The 19,132-nt window shown below is 68.9% G+C and carries 13 protein-coding genes; 9 read left to right on the top strand and 4 right to left on the bottom strand.

Going from position 1 to position 19,132, the window contains the following annotated elements; all coding sequences use genetic code 11:
- The first annotated feature begins 108 nt into the window (after positions 1 to 108).
- On the top strand, positions 109 to 2,805 hold the full coding sequence (locus F6W97_RS13860) for a ricin-type beta-trefoil lectin domain protein (protein ID WP_155370717.1): 2,697 nt from the start codon (positions 109 to 111) through the stop codon (positions 2,803 to 2,805).
- A 107-nt stretch (positions 2,806 to 2,912) separates the two neighbouring features.
- Here F6W97_RS13860 and F6W97_RS13855 read toward each other — a convergent pair whose 3' ends face one another.
- On the bottom strand, positions 2,913 to 4,016 hold the full coding sequence (locus tag F6W97_RS13855) for an RICIN domain-containing protein (protein WP_155370716.1): 1,104 nt from the start codon (positions 4,014 to 4,016) through the stop codon (positions 2,913 to 2,915).
- A 432-nt stretch (positions 4,017 to 4,448) separates the two neighbouring features.
- A complete protein-coding gene (locus F6W97_RS13850; protein WP_407924574.1) occupies positions 4,449 to 5,762 on the bottom strand; it encodes a CE1 family esterase in 1,314 nt (437 codons plus the stop codon).
- A gap of 594 nt (positions 5,763 to 6,356) precedes the next feature.
- Between F6W97_RS13850 and F6W97_RS13845 the strand changes: the two genes are divergently transcribed.
- Positions 6,357 to 7,817: an endo-1,4-beta-xylanase gene (locus tag F6W97_RS13845; protein WP_230686663.1), complete on the top strand. Its 1,461-nt coding sequence runs from the start codon at positions 6,357 to 6,359 to the stop codon at positions 7,815 to 7,817.
- 88 nt (positions 7,818 to 7,905) lie between these two features.
- Here the strand turns inward: F6W97_RS13845 and F6W97_RS13840 are convergent, their stop codons facing one another.
- The gene (locus F6W97_RS13840; protein WP_155370713.1) at positions 7,906 to 8,901 is read right to left on the bottom strand and encodes a PaaX family transcriptional regulator; all 996 of its coding nucleotides are present in this window, start codon (positions 8,899 to 8,901) and stop codon (positions 7,906 to 7,908) included.
- A gap of 373 nt (positions 8,902 to 9,274) precedes the next feature.
- On the opposite strand from F6W97_RS13840, the gene F6W97_RS13835 reads away from it, so the two are divergent.
- Positions 9,275 to 10,624, top strand: a complete 1,350-nt coding sequence (locus F6W97_RS13835) for an extracellular catalytic domain type 1 short-chain-length polyhydroxyalkanoate depolymerase (protein WP_155370712.1) — start codon at positions 9,275 to 9,277, stop codon at positions 10,622 to 10,624.
- 75 nt (positions 10,625 to 10,699) lie between these two features.
- Here the strand turns inward: F6W97_RS13835 and F6W97_RS13830 are convergent, their stop codons facing one another.
- Entirely contained in the window at positions 10,700 to 12,241 is a 1,542-nt protein-coding gene (locus tag F6W97_RS13830) for a sigma-70 family RNA polymerase sigma factor (RefSeq protein ID WP_155370711.1), read from the bottom strand.
- A gap of 155 nt (positions 12,242 to 12,396) precedes the next feature.
- Between F6W97_RS13830 and F6W97_RS13825 the strand changes: the two genes are divergently transcribed.
- The 6 genes from F6W97_RS13825 (at position 12,397) to F6W97_RS13800 (ending at position 19,123) form a co-directional block, all read left to right on the top strand.
- On the top strand, positions 12,397 to 13,662 hold the full coding sequence (locus F6W97_RS13825) for an ABC transporter substrate-binding protein (protein ID WP_155370710.1): 1,266 nt from the start codon (positions 12,397 to 12,399) through the stop codon (positions 13,660 to 13,662).
- 105 nt (positions 13,663 to 13,767) lie between these two features.
- On the top strand, positions 13,768 to 14,628 hold the full coding sequence (locus tag F6W97_RS13820; RefSeq protein WP_155370709.1) for a carbohydrate ABC transporter permease: 861 nt from the start codon (positions 13,768 to 13,770) through the stop codon (positions 14,626 to 14,628).
- The gene (locus tag F6W97_RS13815; RefSeq protein ID WP_155370708.1) at positions 14,628 to 15,455 is read left to right on the top strand and encodes a carbohydrate ABC transporter permease; all 828 of its coding nucleotides are present in this window, start codon (positions 14,628 to 14,630) and stop codon (positions 15,453 to 15,455) included. The genes F6W97_RS13820 and F6W97_RS13815 overlap by 1 nt, the downstream gene beginning before the upstream one ends.
- Before the next feature lies 1 nt (position 15,456).
- Positions 15,457 to 16,605, top strand: a complete 1,149-nt coding sequence (locus F6W97_RS13810; RefSeq protein ID WP_155370707.1) for a mandelate racemase/muconate lactonizing enzyme family protein — start codon at positions 15,457 to 15,459, stop codon at positions 16,603 to 16,605.
- Positions 16,606 to 16,834: 229 nt separating this feature from the next.
- Complete coding sequence (locus F6W97_RS13805; RefSeq protein WP_155370706.1) at positions 16,835 to 17,686, top strand: FadR/GntR family transcriptional regulator; 852 nt, start codon at positions 16,835 to 16,837, stop codon at positions 17,684 to 17,686.
- Between the two features lie 522 nt (positions 17,687 to 18,208).
- A complete protein-coding gene (locus F6W97_RS13800; protein ID WP_155370705.1) occupies positions 18,209 to 19,123 on the top strand; it encodes an amidohydrolase family protein in 915 nt (304 codons plus the stop codon).
- Positions 19,124 to 19,132: the final 9 nt, after the last annotated feature.

Raw genomic sequence — 19,132 nt, 5'->3', positions numbered from 1 at the left:
CGCCCCCAACCACCACCCCCCCGTCCCCACCGCACCCGCTGGGTCGCCGGGCCGGCACGTCGAGCGTGCCGGCCCGGCGACCATGCGGCGACAATCGGAAGGACACCTGTGAGATCAGCTCTTTCGATCGTGGGACGATCGCTGCTGGCGGGCGCGGTGCTCGTCTCCGCCGCGCTGGCGGCCACCGTCGTCTACCAGGCGCCGGCTTCCGCCGCGATTCAGGCGACCTACTACGTCGCCCCCGACGGCAACGACGCCAACCCGGGCACCATCAGCTCACCGTGGCGAACAGTGCAACGCGCGCGCGACGCCGTCCGCACGGTGAACGCGAGCATGACCGGCGACATCCACGTGTATCTGCGCGGCGGCCGGTATCCGGTGAGCAGCACCATCGAGTTCGGGGCCGGTGACTCCGGCACCAACGGGTACCGGGTCGTCTATGCCGCATACGCCGACGAGACCCCGGTCCTCGACGGCGGGGTGCAGGTGACCGGATGGACCCAGCACAGCGGCAACATCTGGAAGGCGCCCCTGGACCGCGCCAACAAGCTGCGCACGCTGTACGTCAACGACAAGCGGGCGTTCATGGCCGCCAAGACGATCAGCTCGGCGGGCTGCCAGGGCACGTACAACATCACGGCCGGGCAGGCGTCGTGGGCCTGGGAGTCGGGTTCGCAGTGCGACGGGGCTCGATACAGTTCGGCGGACTTTCCCGCCGTCGCCCGCAACCAGGACGACATCGAGATCGAGACGGGCACGACCTGGACCACGGCCATCGTGGGAGTCCGCCAGGTGACGACCGACGGCAGCAACCGGGTGGCGCTGTTCCAGCAACCGGGTGCGGCCATCGCCCAGGGCGCGTTCAACGGCAATGCCCAGGTGGGCGGCTCCCACAAGGTCATGAACGCCTACGAGTTCCTGGACACCCCCGGCGAGTTCCACTTCGACAAGACCAGCCGGACCCTGTACTACTACAAGGGCAGCGCCGAGAACATGGCAACCGCGACGGTCTTCGCGCCGAACAACGTGACCACGTTGCTGCGCATCGCCGGCACCTCCACCGGCAGCCACGCGCGCAACATCACCCTGTCGGGCCTGACGGTGCAGCATTCGGACTGGAACCTGTTCAACGTCGCCGGCTCGGCGTTCAAGCAGGCACAGCAGGGCAACCTGGGCGCGATCGCCTACGCCAAGGGCAACTTCCATGTCTACTACTACCGCAATGTCGATGTCACTCCCGGCATCATCGACGTCCAGAACGCCGACGGGATCGTGCTGCAGCGCAACAAGATCCAGCACACCGGCGCCGACGGCATCAGCTTGGTCAACGACGTGCAGAACACCCAGCTGACAGGCAACTTCACCAACGACGTCGCCGGAAGCGCCATCAGCGTGGGCCATCCGCAGCACGTGTTCATCGGCGACCACACCTCGACCAATCGCGAGAAGTACTCCGCCCAGGTCGAGGGGCTGCCGAAGAACATCGAGATCAAGAACAACTACCTTTACGACAGCGCGGTGCTGTTCAACGGGCACAGCCCCATCTCGGCGTACTTCGTCGACACCCTGACGGTGCAGCGCAACCGCATCGAGAAGGCGCCGTGGTCGGGCATCACGATGGGCTGGGGCTGGTGGAACTTCGACGGCTCGGCGGGCTCGATCACACCCAACCGCCCGACGACGACGGCGAAGAACAACAACATCAGCTACAACCACATCATCGACACGGTGCAGCGCCTCAGCGACACCGCGCCCATCTACACCCTGGGCAGCCAGCCGGGGACCACCATCACCAACAACTACCTGCAGGGAGTTCCGTCCGGCCACAAGTACGGCCTGCACCCCGACGAGGGGTCGGCGTACCTGACGTTCCGCGACAACGTGCTGAGCGTGGACAAGAACGTCACGTGGCTCATCAACTCCGACGACTTCGGGCGCAAGCACGATCTGAGCATCACGCAGACGTACGGCCCGATCAACAAGGTCTCCAACAAGAACCTGCCGAACAGCACCGTCCAGGACATCCTCGTCTCGTCCGACTACGTCTGGCCGGCGGCGGCCTACGGCATCGCCGTCAACTCCGGGCTCGAAGACGCCTACCGGGGCATCGTCCCGCCGGCCAACCTCTCGGTGCCTGACTACGTGCTGCCGGCCAGCACGTTCGTCACCAGCTCGGCGTCGTCGATCCCGGTCCGCAGCACCGGCGACGCGACCCGGTCCATCTGGCTGGCTCCCTCCGGCACCACCGCCTTCGTCGCCGGACCGACGATGACCCGCGCCGGCGGCACCGCGACCACCATCGCCGTCCCGGTGTCGCCGGGCGACTACCGGCTCTACGTCGTGGATGCGCAGGGCACCCGGTCGGCGGAGTCGAAGTCGATCGTCAGGCAGCAGAGCGGTGGTGGCGGCGGCCGGCAGAACGTGCAGATCGTGGGCGGCCAGTCGGGCCGGTGCATCGACGTGCCCGGCAGCGCGACCGCCAACGGCAGCCAGGCCCAGCTGTGGGACTGCCACGGCGGCACGAACCAGCGGTGGACCTACACCAGCGGCAAGCAGCTGACCGTGTACGGCAACAAGTGCCTGGACGCGTCCGGGGCCGGCACGACCAACGGCACCGCGGTCGTGATCTGGGACTGCCATGGTGGACTCAACCAGCAGTGGAACCTCAACGCCAACGGCACCATCTCGAACGTCCAGTCCGGGCTGTGCGCGGACGCGACGGGCGCGGCGACCGCCAACGGCACCAAGATCGTCCTGTGGTCGTGCAACAGCGGCGCCAACCAGCAATGGAGCCTGCGCAGCTGACGACCACCTCAGATCGCCGGCCCGGCTTCCGCCATTACTGTGGCGGAAGCCGGGCCGGCGATCTGGTGCTCTGGTACGTCAGCGGGGCGGATGCGGGCGCGACAGGTCTACGTCCGGGTCCACCGCTGGTTCGCGGCGGCGGTGCAGTTCCACAGGATCACCGGTGTGCCGTTGGCGGGGGAGTTGCCCGACACGTCCAGGCAGAGCCCGTTGGCCGCGTTGCTGATGGTGGCGTTGGCGTTGAGGTTCCAGCGCTGGTTGGCCGCGCCGGTGCAGGCCCAGAGCTGGACCTTGGACCCGGCGGTCGCGCCGGTGGGCGCGTCCAGGCACTTGCCCAGGGACTGCAGGGTCTGACCGCTGACCGCCCAGCGCTGGTTGTCCCGGCCGCTGCAGTCCCAGATGATCGGCTGGACCCCGTTGGACGTGTTGCTGCCGGGCACGTCGAGACAGCGCCCGGAGGCGGCGCTGACCAGCGCGGACGGCGCCGGCTCGGTGCCCGGGGTCCCGATGCTGCCGGGCACCGAGCGCAGGGCGGTGTACCAGGTGGCGGCCATCTTGTCGTAGCCGGTCGCGGTCGGGTGGACGCCGTCGATGAGGTCGGCGGTGGTCAGCGCGCTGTGCATGTCGACCAGGTGGACGTGCTTGCCGGCGTTGGCCTTGGCCTGCACGATGCCGGGGATGGCGGCGTTGAAGGCGCGTGCGGCGGCCTCCTGGCCGCTGTTGCTCAGCGGGATGATGGTGGCCACGAACACCTCCGCGGTCGGTGCGACGTTCGTGATGCGGTCGACCAGCGTGGACAGCCGGCCGGGCGCGCCCGAGAGTTGGTGGTTCTGCAGCACGTCGTTGGTGCCGATGTGCAGGAGCACGGTGTGCGGGTTCGTGTTCTGCAGCCAGCCGGTGACGTTGGCGTCGATCTGGTCGATCCGCCATCCGGGGCGGCCTTCGTGGTCGTGGTCGCCGAGGTTGGCCGGACCGTTGAACTGGGAGCCGACGAAGTCGACGCGGTAGCCGCCGGCGGTGGTCCGCTGCCAGAGGCCCGTGCGGTAGCCGCCTGGCACCTGGGTGCCCTCGGTGATCGAGTCTCCCAGCGGCATGACCCGTACCCCGCCGTTGGATTCGGCGTGGGCGACGCTGCTCTGCGTCGCGAGTCCTGCCGCGGTCATCGCCAGCGTGGCTGCCGCCACGGCGAGCCGGCGTAGGCTCTTGGACATGGTCTTTGCCTTTCTGCCGTCGAGCGGGGGCGTGACAGATCCCGTGCCGCCGTTGTGAGCGCTCACATTCGCGAGCCGGCAGGGGCCCTGTCTCGCCGTGCGTGATAACTGCGTTCCGATCGACGGCTGTCGCGCCCATCGATGCGGACGAGATTGCCACAATGTTACGTCGTCATCAAGTGGCAGTCGTAAATGTAATCCTATGCGGACCGTTGGCTGTCGGGCTTCTTCCAGCGGGGCAGTAGTTCCAGGTCAAGCCAGCTCTGCAAAGGTCGGTGACGGCGCGGGGCCGTGCGTTCGCGCGGTATCGCGACCGTATTGCAGGGGCCGGGATAACAGTATTGCCATGGTGATTTTCGGCGCGGAGGAGGGCCTTCCGGCCGGGGTGCGCGAGTAGCCGTGCATCCCGAGCGAAAGGCCCTCCCGGTACACCTAGGCGCCGCTGCTACAGGACAGCGAAGGAGTGGACGGAATTCCACCGGCGAGGAACCCGAACGTGGTCGAACCCGACGCGGGCAGTGAACCGTTGTAGGACACGTTGCGGACCGTGACGGCCGAACCGCTGACGGACACGGTTCCGCTCCATACCTGGGTGATGCCCTGGCCGCTGCCGAGCGTCCACTGAACGGTCCAGCCGGTGATCGGCGAGCTGCCGGCGGTGACCGTCACCTCGCCCTGAAAGCCGCCCGGCCACGAATTGGTCGTCCGGTAGCTCGCGTTGCACGCCCCGCCAGGGGCGGGCGAGGACGGCGCCGGGCTGCTCGGGGAGGGACTCGGCGAGGACGGCGCACTCGGCGAGGGGCTGCTGGACGGGGAGGCGCTGCCGGAAGGCGAGGCGCTGGGCGAGGGGCTGCCGGTGAACTGGGCCAGGAATGTGTTCACCGCGGCCGAGGTCCACGTCCGCGTGCCGCTGGTCGCGGTCGTTCCGTCCACCGGGTGGGGGGCGTGGTCACCGTCGAACGCGGCCCACTGGACCGGATACCCGGCCCGGCATCCCGCGTAGACGGTGGTGATGTGGGTCAGGCTGCCCTGGGCCGGCTCGCGTGGGCTCTGCGCCGTGCACCCGTTGTTGCGTACGAAGGTGTCGCGCACCGCGCGCCCGCTGGAGATGTTGAGCACGCTGTCGTGGGTGCCGTGGATCCCGAAGTAGGCGACGGGCTGGGTGCCCGGGCTGCAGCCGCTGAGGTTGGCGCCGGAGTAGACCACGACCGCGCGGAAGACCGCCGGGCGGGCGCAGGCCAGGGCGTAGCTCATCGAGCCTCCGTAGCTCCAGCCCATGGCGAAGACCTGGCTGGTGTCCACGCACAGGTCCCCTTCGACGAGCCTGATCAGGTCGTCGACCAGGGTCACGTCGCGGCCGTTGGTGTTGGCCCAGCCGTTGCTGATGCCCTGCGGCGCCACGAAGATCGTGCTGTCGTTCGACAGCTGCTTCTGCCCGTAGAAGGCCCAGGCGGCGCCGTCCGCGCCGCCGGTGGCGACGTCGTTGGCCGTGCCGTTGAGCCAGTGCAGGCCGAAGACGAGCCGGTACGGCCGGGTGTTGGTGTACGTGTTGGGGATGCTCAGGATGTAGCTGCGGCTCTGACCGCTGCTCTGGATCGAGTGGGTCCCGTTGGTCAGCGTAGGGGTCCGGCCGCATCCGGCCGTCGGTCCGGCCTCGGCCAGACGGGGCACCAGCAGGACGGCGCCGGCCAGCGCCAGGGTCAGCAGGCTGCTCAGCATCCAGCGGCGCCGGGCTGGGGTGGTCATTCGTGTCATGAGACTTCCTCAGTAGCAACAAAGTGGGGTTGGCCCGGCCTGCCCTGCCCGCATGCCGGGTCCCTGTTCGCGTACGTCGTCGGGCTCCATCGACGACGTGTGTCACACAGCTTGCCTCTCGGACAGAAAAGTGTCAATCGACCCGTTCGGATGCCTGCCGAGTGGCCGAGGGGGTTCCCGGGCGGGTGACGCGTTCCGAAGGTGGTTCGGAAGTTTCGGTCTGGTCTGGATGGACGATGAGATCCCGTGTCACGGTGGCCTTCGGGAAGCTGTCCGAACGCATCGAAGCAGATCAAGAATCAGTGGCAACTAGCTGGGGGTATCGATTCGATACGAGGGCGCGGGGAGCGCGTCGGCACGAAGGGGGTACCACATTGACCGGACGCGTGTTCCGGAAATTATCGGAAGTAGGCCATTGCGACGCGGTGCGGAGCATGGCAACATGCCCCGGTATCAATGCCCGCCCCCACGGCACTGCGGCCGATCGCCCGACACGTCGCAGCACCGGCCAGAAAGGAACCCATGATGACGGCACAATCCACTGCGTACGGTGGCGACGCCCGGACGAGACGATCACCGCTTCGGATGGCCGCGCTTGCCGGTGCGGCCGGCGCACTCGCGCTGCTGACGGTCGTGCTCGTGATCCCGAACGCGAGCGCCGCGGCAAGCACCCTCGGTGCCGCCGCCGCCCAGTCGGGGCGTTACTTCGGCACCGCCATCGCCGCCAGCAGGCTCGGCGACTCGACGTACACCACGATCGCCGCCCGTGAGTTCAACATGATCACGGCCGAGAACGAGATGAAGCCCGACGCCCTGCAACCGCAGCGCGGCCAGTTCAATTTCAACTCCGGCGACCAGATCTACAACTGGGCGACCCAGCGCGGGCTGAAGGTGCGCGGCCACACCCTGGCCTGGCATTCCCAGCAGCCGGGGTGGATGCAGAGCCTCAATGGCAGCGCGCTGCGTCAGGCGATGATCGATCACATCAACGGCGTGATGGCCCACTACCGGGGCAAGCTCGCGGCGTGGGATGTCGTCAACGAGGCGTTCAACGAGGACGGCAGCCGCCGGTCGTCGAACCTGCAGGGCACGGGCAACGACTGGATCGAGGTGGCCTTCCGCACGGCTCGTGCGGCGGACCCGGGTGTCAAGCTCTGCTACAACGACTACAACATCGAGAACTGGAGCTACGGCAAGACCCAGGGTGTGTACCGCATGATCCAGGACTTCAAGTCCCGGGGCGTGCCGATCGACTGTGTCGGGCTGCAGACCCACTTCACCGGTGGCAGCTCGCTGCCGGGCAACTTCCAGACCACGTTGTCCAGCTTCGCGGCCCTCGGGGTGGACGTGGCGCTGACCGAGGTCGACGTGACCAACGCGTCGACGTCGCAGTACGCGGGGCTGACCCAGGCGTGCATGAACGTGGCGCGTTGCATCGGCATCACGGTGTGGGGCGTACGCGACAGCGACTCCTGGCGCTCCAGCGAGAGCCCGCTGCTGTTCGACGGCAGTGGACGCGCGAAGTCCGCCTACACCTCGGTCCTCAACGCCCTCAACGCCGCCACGCCGTCACCGCCGCAGTCGCCACCCGCGTCGCCGTCGCCGACCTCCTCGCCGACGGCCCCGCCCTCCCCGAGCTCCTCGCCCACACCTCCGGCGGGCGGTGTCAACCAGATCGTGGGCGCGCAGTCGGGGCGGTGCATCGACGTGCCCAATTCGTCGCAGACCAACGGCACGCGGGTGCAGCTGTACGACTGCCACAGCCAGACCAACCAGCGCTGGACCTACACCTCCAGCAGGCAGTTGCAGGTCTTCGGCAGCAAGTGCCTGGACGCGGCCGGCTCCGGCAACGGTGCGGCGGTCCAGATCTACAGCTGTAACGGCCAGGCCAACCAGCAGTGGAACGTCAACGCCAACGGCACCATCACCGGTGCGCAGTCCGGGCGTTGCCTGGACGTCTGGAGCACCGCCAACGGCGCCCAGGTCCAGCTCTACGACTGCAACGGCCAGGCCAACCAGCGGTTCAGCCTCCGCTCCGTGGCCTAGCCGACGCCCTGCTCGAAGCCATCGCCCCGGACCTGACCGACAGGCCCGGGGCGAAGGCCGGGCGGTCGCCGGGAACGCGGCGGTCAGGTCATAGCCGGTGCGGCGGGGCGGGCACCTCGGCGGATGAACCGTGGCGTACCCCGGCGAGCATGTCGGCGACAGTGTGCGCACTGATCCCGAGTTGGGCACCGTCGGCGTGGCGGGCCACCACGGCCCGCACGTGTTCTTCGGCAACCGCGGCCAGACCGTCGTAGACGGCGGCGAACACTTCCAGGGCGGGCTGGCGCAGCCACCCTGACGGCAGCAGCTGCAGCGGCAGTTGAGGGTCGAGGGTGGGGAAGCGACGGTAGGTGTCCATCACCTCGGTGCGGGCCCGCACCGCCTCGGCGCCGGGGATCCGCCCACCGCGTATCCGGGGCAGCAGCGCGCTCCAGCGCCCGACGAAGGACTCGTACTCCGCGGCGATGGCCGGGATGTCCCACGCCTCGACCGGGTTGCGGCCGCCGGCGGCCGCGAACTCCACGTGCCGGGCCTGGAACACGGTCATCGCGCCGAGGTTGAATTCAGCCAGCTGCGCCCGGGCCTGCTCGGTGAACCCGTCGGGGGAGACCCAGAGCCCGTCGAAAAGGGGTGCGTATCCCAGCCAGCGCAGCTGGCCGCGAAGCGCTCGCCGCTGCGTGTTCTCCTCCTGGGGCAGGGAGAAGGCGATCAGCGTCCACCAGCCTTCCCAAGCCCGGGTCGCCGACGCCGACGACGCGATCCAGCTGCCACCGCTCGACAGGTGGGCGGCGGCGGGCTGGGTCAGCCGGTGGGAACTGGTGCGTCCCTGCCGGCTGCCTTCGAGCACACCCCGGCGGGTCAGCCGGCTTATCGCCGTTCGGGCACCGCCAGGGCTCACCCCGGCCTCGCCGAGCAGCGCCGTGATCGCGGCAGACGGCAGCCAGGCACGGGTGCGCAGGGTGTAGTCGGCAAGCAGCGTCACCGCCAGGCCCTGCGGCGCGTTGCCGGATTGCCGCCGGGGAAGCCGGACCGCCCCCACCGCGTCCTGCGGGAACATCTCCTCGATATCGAAGGGGCTGGTCACGTGGGCTGCTCCGGCGTGGATCGAGGTGGATGTCGCCAACGACCGTAACGCACCACGAATCGACCCATCGGCCGACGTCGTGGGCTGAGTCGAGGCAGGCACGGCCGGCATCGATGATCTATCGGGGATGTTCGATTGACAGTTTTATGCCTTCGAGGACACACTATGTGTCACACGATGACGGGCGGGACCAGATCGTCAGGGCCAGGAGCGACACAGGCCACACCGGACCTGCGCGGCGCGTGCTCACGTGACCATCCGGGCCGGGTCACGGGCGCCGCCCGACGGCATCGGCGGGATGACCGCCACCGCGTCGGGCCGCCATGCCTCAGCTGTCAGCCGGCAGCCCATCGTGGGCAAAGGAGATGGACGAATGAGAATCAATCGCAAGCTACTGCTCGCACTCGCCACGTCGTTGGCGGTGGCCGGACTCACCATCCCGGCGATGCAACCCGCCTTCGCGGCGTCGCTGGTCGAGGTGAGCAACTTCGGCAGCAACCCGGGCGGTATGCGCATGCACGTCTACGTGCCCGACGCCCGCCCGGCGAACCCCGCGATCGTGGTGGCCATGCACGGCTGCGGGGGTTCGGGCCCCGGCTTCTACTCCGGCAGCGAGTTCGCGTCGCTGGCCGCCCAGTACGGCTTCATCGTCATTTACCCCAGCGCCATGCAGGAGGCCGGTTTCGGCAGATGCTTCGACACGTGGTCGGCAGCTGCCAAGCGCCGCGACGGCGGCAGCGACCCGGTCTCGATCATGTCCATGGTCGCCTACGCCGGCCTCCAGTACGGCGGTGACCAGAACCGGGTCTATGCCACGGGAAGCTCCTCCGGAGGCATGATGACCCAGCACATGCTCGCCCTCTACCCCGACCGGTTCAAGGCCGGCGCGGCTTTCATGGGCGTGCCGTTCAACTGCTTCGCCAACGCGGCCGACTACCCGCCTGGAGCCAGCCAGTGCACCGGCGGAAACATGAACCGGACCCCGCAGCAGTGGGGTGACGCGGTGCGGCAGGTCATTCCCGGCTTCACCGGCACCCGGCCGCGGGTGCAGCTGTGGCACGGCACCAGCGACACCCTCGTGCCGTACTCGCTGCTGCAGGAGTCGGTGGAGCAGTGGACGAACGTACACGGCCTGAGCCAGACGCCCACCTCCTCCGACACCCCGCAGGCCAACTGGAACCGCCGCCGCTTCGCCGACGCGTCGGGCACCACGCAGGTCGAGGCCCTCAGCATCCAGGGGGCCGGGCACAGCCTGCCGTCGGGCGGCATGGCCGCCTCTGCCGTGGCGTTCTTCGGCCTGACCACCTCCGGTCCGTCGACGCCGCCCAGCCCGTCGACCTCGCCCAGCCCGTCGACGCCGCCCAGCCCGTCCACGTCGCCCAGCCCGTCGACGCCGCCTGGCACCGCTTCCTGCCGCGTCACCAGCGCCATCAACGCGTGGAACAACGGCCTGGTCGAGAACCTCACCGTCACGAACACCGGCAGCGCCGCGATCAACGGCTGGTCCCTGGTCTTCAGCCTGCCCAGCGGCCAGGCCATCACCTCGGGCTGGAACGCGGCCTACTCGCCCACCTCGGGCCAGGTGACGGCCCGAAACCTGCCCTACAACGCCGCCATCCCCGCCAATGGATCGATCGACCTCGGCTTCCAGGCCACCCACACCGGCAACACCGGCAAGCCGGCCTCATTCACCCTCAACGGCGCGGACTGCCTCACCTCCTGATCGACACGCGCCGGGGGTGGGTCCAGCCAGGACACACCCCCGGGGCAGCTCCCGACGGGCGGACGCCGTGCTGCACTAGGGCGCCAACGGGGGTCGGACGCGAAACGAACTCTCCGCGCCGAAGTCGGCGGTGCCGTCAGCGGCAAGGTCGACCCACAGCTCGGTTCCCCGGCGATGCACGAACCAGCCGGGGTAGTTCCTGGACTCGAGCAGGATCGCCCCGTCGGCCTCGGCGGGGCGGACGCAGAAGGTCGCGTCGCCCCGGAACAGCTCGGTGTCGTCGGCAGCGCTCAGCAGCAGCCGCCACGACAGGTGACGCAGGTAGCGACCGTCGCCGGCCCGCAGGGACACGCACTTGGCGTCGGCGAGTCCTGCCACGACCGTGAAGCTGGCCTGCTGTCGTGCCGCCGTGCCGGCGGTCTGCGACACCGACGAGAGGACGCCGCGACCGGCGGCGGTCGTGACGAACAGTCCAGGGTCGTTCAGCGCTTCCAACGAGGTCGGGCCGATCGCCAGCACCCCGGCGGGGTTGCGCGAGGGGGCAGGCTGCTGCCGCGGGCCGGGGGTACGGCTGGGGCTGGGCGGGCGAGCGGCAGGGCTGCGCGGGGGCGTGGCGACGGCAGCGGGGGGCGACTGGACGGCCGGCAGCGGAGGCGGCGTTGCCGCGGGCCAGGTGATCACGGCAACCGTCGCGCCCACCACCACGGTGCCCGTCACCACCGCTGCGGCTACCTTGGGTACGGCGAGGGCCTTGGCCAGCTGGCCGAGTACTCCCGCTTTGGCGGCTCCGGCCAGTGCCACCGAGGAGGTCACGGTGGCGGCCTTGCCGAGCACGGCGGCGGCGAGTGCGACCGGCACGGGCAGCAGGGCGAGGCCGATGAGCAGCTTGTCGGCGGACATCAGGTCACTGGCTGCCGGGTCGCAAGTCGGGCAGGCGCGGACATGCCGTACCAGGCGTTTGCGCAGTGCCGAGGACGGGACGCCGTCCCAGTCGGTCACGAGCAGGTCCAGATCGCCGCAGCGCGGCCGGGTGTCGAGCGCTGCCAGCAGCGCCCGGCACTGCTCCAACTGTTGCCGCATGCGCTGTACGCGTACCCCGGCGTGGGCGATGCTGACTCCGGCGGCGGCCGCCAGTTCGGTTCGGGTGAGCCGGCCGGCGAGCTCGAGCCACCACAGTGACAGCAGGACGCGGTCGTCGTCGTCGAGCCACCGTGCCGCCTGTGCTGCCTGGCGCCGTTGCTCGGCGATGCCCAGGCGTAGCAGGGTCAGCCCTTCGACCTCACCGTGGGCGTCGGGGAACTCGGACAGCCCGGCCAGGTCGCCGGCCCGTGGTTCGGAAGTGCGCCGCCGCTGCAGGTGGTTGCTGATCTGGCGGACCGTGATGGTGCCGACCCAGGCGCGGAAGGTGGCCGGGTCGCGCAGGTCGGGTAGGTCGCGGATGACCCGGACCATCGTGTCCTGCACGACGTCGTCGACGTCGGCGTCGGCGTCGAGGGCCCTGCGCACGATGGTGTAGACGAACGGCAGGTATGCCTCGATCAGGACGTCGAGCGCCCGCCGGTCGCCGGTCTGCGCCGCGACGATGAGTGCGGCTTCGTCTGTGCTGTGGGCTGCCATGTCCAGATCGCTGTCGTCGGTGTTTCGCGGTGGTTGACTTTGACCGACCGCTGGCCTTGCGTCAAGCGTTCGTTGACATCACACATCATATGACTTAGCTTTGCTGCATTCCATCGGACGGCCGGCTCTTCCGGCCATTCTCGAGATGAGAATCAATGAAGCAGCGAGTACTCTGGCCTGCCGCCGTCGTGGTGGCGCTGGCCTTGGCGGGCTGTGGAAGCGCCACCGGAAACGAACCCCCGTCCAACTCCGCGAGCGGCAAACTCGTGGTGTGGGACTGGAAGTCCAGTGACAAGACCGCAACGGCCTATGTGGAGAAGGCGAAGGCCGACTTCGCCGCGAAACACCCCGGCGTGACCTTGGAGTTCGTCGCCCAGCCGTTCGACCAGTACTACACGCTGCTCGGGGCGGCGATCCAGGCGGGCAAGGGCCCCGACGTCATGATGTTCAACGGCGGTGGCCAGATCCGCGACCGGGTCGACGCCCTGGTGCCGCTGGACCAGTACGTCGCTCCGGACAAGGAGCGCCTGGCCGGCTGGGACGCGTTCACCAAGGACGGCAAGGCCTACGCCTCACCGGTGACCCTGCAGGGCCACCCGATCTACTTCAACAAGGACCTCTACAAGAAGGCGGGCCTCGACCCGCAGAAGCCGGCGACGACCTGGGACGGCTTCACCGCCGACTGCGCCGCCATCACCAAGGCGACGAAAGCCAGCTGCTTCGCGCTGGGCAACAAGGAGGGCATCGGCATCCAGTTCTTCCTGTCGGCCTTCGGCTCGGGCATCCTGACCCCGCAGGAGTACGACGACTGGATCGCCGGCCGGCGCGACTGGAACTCTCCGAACGTCAAGAAGGTCTTCCAGCTGTGGAAGGACGTCAACGACCAGGGTCTGAACAGCAAGGGTGGCAACTCGACCACCATGTTCACCGACGCCTTCGGCATCTTCCAGTCCGCCAAGGCGACCAACATCATCGGGCTGATGTCCGACATCGGGCACTGGAAGGACTTCAACGAGTTCATCGGTCCCGACAACCTGGGCGTGATGAAGTCGCCGGTCATCACCGCCGGTACGACGCCGAGCCTGCCGTTCGACGGCGGCATCGGCTACGGGGTCGCCAAGTGGACCAAGGACCCGGCCCTCGCCGCCGACCTGGTGCGCTCGCTGACCTCCACCGACGCGCTGACCACCTTCTACACCAACGCCGGTGCGGTCGTCTCCGACACCACGGTGAAGACCACCGACGGCGGCGTGGCCGTCACCGCCATCGTCGCCGACCTCAAGACCGGCAAGCCCGCGCTGCACGTGGCGCTGTCGTCGAAGACCATCGAACTGATGGGGCGGCTGTCCCAGCAGATCCTCGAAGGGTCCGTCAGCGTCGACGCCGCGCTCAAGCAGCTCGGCGAGTCGGACCGGAGCTGACCTGTGCCACTCGGTGAATCTCCACCGCTGTTGGCCCGCCCCGCTCGGGCGGGGCGGGCCTATGGAACAGACCCCGCGCCGCGCAGGCGCTCCCGGACGGGATCGATGTCGGCCGAACGCCTGGCCCCGTTCGTGCTGATCGCTCCGGCCGTACTCGTCATCGTGCTGTTCCGGCTCTGGCCGCTGCTGCTCGGCGTCAACTTCTCCTTCACCGGAGACGGCGACCGCAACGGGGCGGCCGTGGGTTTGGACAACTACACGGAACTGTTCGCCGACCCGCTGTTCCTGGGCGCGCTGCGCAACGTCGGGTGGCTCGTGCTGCTGCTTCCCGTCGCGGTCGCGATCCCCGGCATGCTCGCCACGTTCATCTACCTGCGCGTGCCGGGCCACCGGCTCTACCGCAGCGTCTACTTCTTCCCCGCGGTGCTGTCCCCGGTGATCGTCGGTTCCATCTTCAACCTCCTGCTGTCCTTCGACGGCCCGCTCAACAGCGTGCTCGACGTGGTGGGGATCGAACCGGTCGACTGGCTGGGCGACTCGAAGGTCGCGCTGTTCACCGTGGTCGGCGTGCACGTCTGGGCGACGTTCGGGATGGCGCTGGTGGTCTTCCTGTCCGGGTTCGCGACCCTGGACCCCGCGCTGCTGGACGCCGCCCGCTCCGACGGGGCGGCCCTGCCGCAGGTGATCCGGCACGTGATCATCCCGGGCCTGTCCCGCACCATCCAGTTCGTGTTCGTGACGACCATGATCGGAATGCTGACCTCCATGTTCGGCCTGATCTACGTGATGACCAGCGGAGGTCCGGGCGGGTCGACCTACCTGCCGGAGTACTACATCTGGATCCAGCAGGGCCAGATGAACCGCCCGGCGTTCGCGTCGGCGGCCTCCACGGTGCTGTTCCTGGTCATGCTCGTCGTAGGGCTCGCGCAGGTCAGCTTCCTGCGACGCACCGGCAAGGAGGACTGATGCCCGGCGCTCGGACGAGCCGGTGGCTGATCGCCGTACCCATGGCGCTGCTGGCCCTGGCGACCGTCTACCCGCTGGTCTTCACCGCCAACGCGGCGATGAAGACCCGTCGCGACTACATCCTGGACAGGTTCGCCCTGGCGGACACCCTGCGCTGGGACAACATCAGCACCGCGTGGACCACTGCGGGCACCGCGCGGTACTTCTTCAACTCGGTGCTCGTGGTCGCCGGGGCGGTGGCACTGCTGCTGCTGTTCGGGTCGATGGCCGGCTTCGCGCTGAGCCACCTGCGGTTCCGCGGTTCGCGGGCGCTGCTGCTGGGATGCCTCGCCGCACTGTTCGTGCCCTTCCAGGTGATCATGGTGCCGCTCGTGCGGACCATGGCCGACACCGGGCTGGTCGACACCTACCCCGGGTTGATCCTCGCCTACACGGCGCAGTTCCTGCCCTTCACGATCTATCTGATGACCAGCTACTACAGCGCGATACCGGCCGAGATCGTCGACGCGGCTCGCATCGACGGCAACACCCCCTACGGCGTATACCGCAGGATCATGCTCCCGATCGGGCGGCCGGCCCTGCTGTCGGTGGGTGTGCTGAACGCGCTGTTCTGCTGGAACGACGTGCTCATCGCGCTGCTCATGATGCCGTCCGCGGAGCATCGCACCCTCATGGTCGGGGTGACGTCGCTGCGCGGTCAATACACGGCCGACATCCCCACGTTCGCCTCAGGGGTGCTGATCGCAGCCGTGCCCGTACTGGCGGTCTACCTGTTCTTCCAGCGCCGGATCGCCGACGCTGTCACCGCCGGTTCGACGAAAGGCTGACATGCGGATCACTGGGTATCGCGCCCTGAACACCGTGCAGGAGTGGGGCCGTGCCGTCGGCGACGCCAACGGCGTCTACGCCGACGGACTCACCGAGGTGCCGATGGTCCTGGTGACCACCGACGAAGGCATCACCGGCGTCGGGATGGGTCCGCACGTGGAACTGGACGCGGTCTTCGCCGCGATCGACGGCGAGGACCCGCGCGGTGTCACGGCCCTCTACGACCGCATGCTGCGGCAGATGTTCAAGGCCGGACACGCCGGAACCGTCTTCGGGACCATCGGCGCGTTCGACACCGCGCTGTGGGACATCAAGGCCAAGGCCGCGGGGGAGCCGCTGTGGCGCCTGCTGGGCGGACGCGACCGTGTCGTGCCCGCCTACGCCTCCGGGCTGGACATCGACCTCGACGACGAGGACCTGATCCGCACGTACCAGCAGTACGCCGAGCACGGTCTGCGTACGGCAAAGCTCAAAGGCGGCCTGGACGTCGAACGCGACCGGCACCGGCTGAGCCTGGTGCGCGACGTGCTGACCGAGGCCGGCGGCGGCGCCCGGCCCGGTCTCATGCTCGACGCGAACGAGTGCTGGAGCCGCAAGCAGGCTGTCCGCCACGTCGCGGAGCTGGAGCGCACACTGGATCTGATCTGGGTGGAGGAGCCGGTGCGGCGGTGGGACGCCGAGGGCCTGGCCGCGGTGGGACGTGGGGTCCGGGCGGCGGTCGCCAGCGGCGAGAACCTCAGCGGGCTGGAGCAGTTCCGGCCGCTGCTGGCGGCCGGAGCCCTGGACATCGTGCAGACCGCATCGGTGTGGGGGATCACCCACTTCCTGCGCGTCGCCGCGCTGGCACACGGCCACGACCTGCCGGTCAGCCCGATCGGCACCAACCCGGTCGGGCTCCTGCATGCGGCGGCGTCGGTGCCCAACCATCTGGCCAGTGAGCTGCAGGTCCTGCAGCCGCCCGTCGGTGTCGCGCTCGATCTGCGCATCGAGGACGGGGCCTTCGTCCTCGGCGACTCGCCCGGCCTCGGGGTGGTCCTGGACGAGGAGCTGATCGGCGCCTGCGAACTCCAACCCGCCACCTCGTCCTTCGACGGGCCCGGCGTCCGGCCGGAGCGGGCAGGTCACCGGCTGCTGGCGGCCGCCGGCTGACCATCGGCAGGAGGGCACGCGCCCTTCCACAGGCGGGTGCGGCGGCCGGGCGGGCTGCCGCACCCGCCCTGCCGTGCGCTTGCCGGCCGCCACGTCAGGCAGCCGACGACGTCGAATCTGGGATGCGGCAATGCCTGATGGTCACGCATAACACTTTCGTGCGAGAATTTTGGCGGAGAGACCGACAGGGTAGTGACATATGACATCGTACCTGTGAGATCGTGAGCGCTTGTCCTACACTCACGGCGACTATTTGCTCCTGGAGGGCACGTTGACGCGGCAGTTCTTGGCGGACCCATTCGGCGTACCCGTGGCACCGGTCGCAGAGGTCGCCCCGCCGCGTGTCCGCGGAACCAAGTTGGGCATCAACGTGGTGCAGCAGATCGTCAACGACATCGTCCGGGGAGTGCTGAACCCGGGCTCGACGCTGCCGCCCGAGGCCGACCTGTGCGACCAGTTCGGGGTCAGCCGCACCGTGATCCGTGAGTCGGTCAAGGTCGTGCAGGAGAAAGGCCTCGTCCGCATCGAGCACGGCCGGGGCACCCAGGTCACCGATCCGCGCCAGTGGAACCTTCTCGACGACGTCGTGCTCACCGCCATCATCGCCCACGATGCCAACCTCTCCTTCCTGGACGAGCTGGTCGCCACCCGTACCGCGCTCGAAGCCGACATGGCGGCCACCGCGGCCGTCTCGCGGGCGGGTGAAGAGAAGCTGCGCATCAGCGCTGCGCTCGAACTCATGCGCTCGAAGATCAATAACGTGGCGGAGTTCGCCGCGGCGGACGCGCACTTCCACGACATGGTCATGGCCGCTTCCGGCAACCGGCTCGGACGCGCCATCGTGAACAGCATCCACGACAAGGCGCGCGGGAGCATGCGCTACCACGGTGAGTACAACGAGGCGGTGATGCGCCGCACGCTGGACGAGCACCAGGCCGTGCACGACGCCATCATGGCCAAGAACGCCGAAGCCGCGGCCGTGGCCATGCGCGCCCACATCACCGGCTCGTGGAGCCGTCGCCGGCCGGTGCCCGACGCCGATGCCCCGGCGCCGGCCGCGCGCCGGCGAGCGACCCGCTGACACGACAGGTCTGCCTCCCAGCCGTCGTGCATCTCCCTGGGCTTCCGCGAGCCGGCCTTCCTGCGGCCGGCGCACTGAACCGGCTGCTGCGCAGCAGCCTCGGCCTACCTGCCTGACGGAAATTCTTGAGTGCCAGGTCAGAGCGATTTTTGCACGGGGGTCTTGCTAAGACGTCACACGTATGATGTTCTTTCGAGGCATTGAACGCGCGTCTGGCGCAGTTGATGCCAAGAGATCACGTGTCGGTCGCCGCTGTGTCCGGAACTGCAGGTATCCAGCAGGTCCGGGCGCCCCGACACCACAAGACGACGCCGGCCCGCACCCGCCGCGTGCGGGCCGGCGTCCCATCCACTGGCATGAGGACCGGCCAGCGCCGATCTTCACTTTGATTCGGAGCGCCAACACAGTGCGTGAGCTGGTTTCCGGTTGGTCGGCGACAGTCCTGCCGACCGTGCACTCGGCAGTTTCCATGAGCGTCACAGCGCAGCCTGTCGGCATCGGACAGCCGCTCGGTGCCGCCGGATGGGCGTGGTGGCCATCGCTTCGGACGGTTTCCGGCGACGACAGGCGGCCCAAATGATCATAGATGCGCACATGCAGCTGTGGGCGGCGGACAGCCCCCGGCTCGCCGCGGCGGAATACGCCCCCGTCCGGCGGGACCACGGCATCGATGAACTGCGAGCGACCATGTCCGAGTCGGACGTGGACGCGTGCGTGCTGGTCGAGGCCGACGGTACCAGCCCGGCGGACACGACGCGGTGCCTGGAGGTGGCAGCCTGGACCCCGCAGGTACTGGGCGTGGTGGGATGGGCGCCGTTGACCGATCCCGACCTCGGCGACGTCGTCGGCAAACATCGTGCCGGGCCCGGCGGTCAGCGGCTCGTGGGGCTGCACGAGCGCGTGTACGAGAAGGCCGATGACTTCCTGGAGGATCCGGCGGTGCGGGCCGGGCTGGCGGTGGTCGACGAACTCGGCCTGGTCATCGAGTTCGCGGCGCGCACCGAACAGCTGCCGTCCGTGGCGCGCCTGGCCGAGGCGATGCCGCAGGCGCGTTTCGTGCTGCAACAAGCCGGCTCGCCGTGGATAACCGGAGGCGCGGAAGGTCTGGCCGAATGGCAGCGCCTGATCCAGCCGGTGGCCGAGTGCGCGAACGTGCGGGCCAAGCTCGGCGGCCTGGTCACCCTCGCGCACTGGGAGCGGTGGTCCGTCGACGATCTGCGGCCCTTCGTGGACCACGCGATCGAGGTGTTCGGCCCGGGCCGGCTCATTTTCGGCTCGGACTGGCCCACCTGTCGCCTGGCGGCCACCCACGCCGAGTCGCTGCAGGCGATCAGCTGCCTGCTGGGCGGCATACACCCGGCTGTCTTCTCGCTCACCGCCATCAGTGCCTACCAGCTCGACGTCACCGAGCTGCCGCACGGCCCCCGTCAGGGCTGACCGGCGCGG

The sequence above is a fragment of the Catellatospora vulcania genome (genome assembly GCF_009720385.1).
GTDB classification, from domain to species: Bacteria; Actinomycetota; Actinomycetes; order Mycobacteriales; family Micromonosporaceae; genus Catellatospora; species Catellatospora vulcania.
This window is presented reverse-complemented; position numbering and strand designations above follow the sequence as displayed.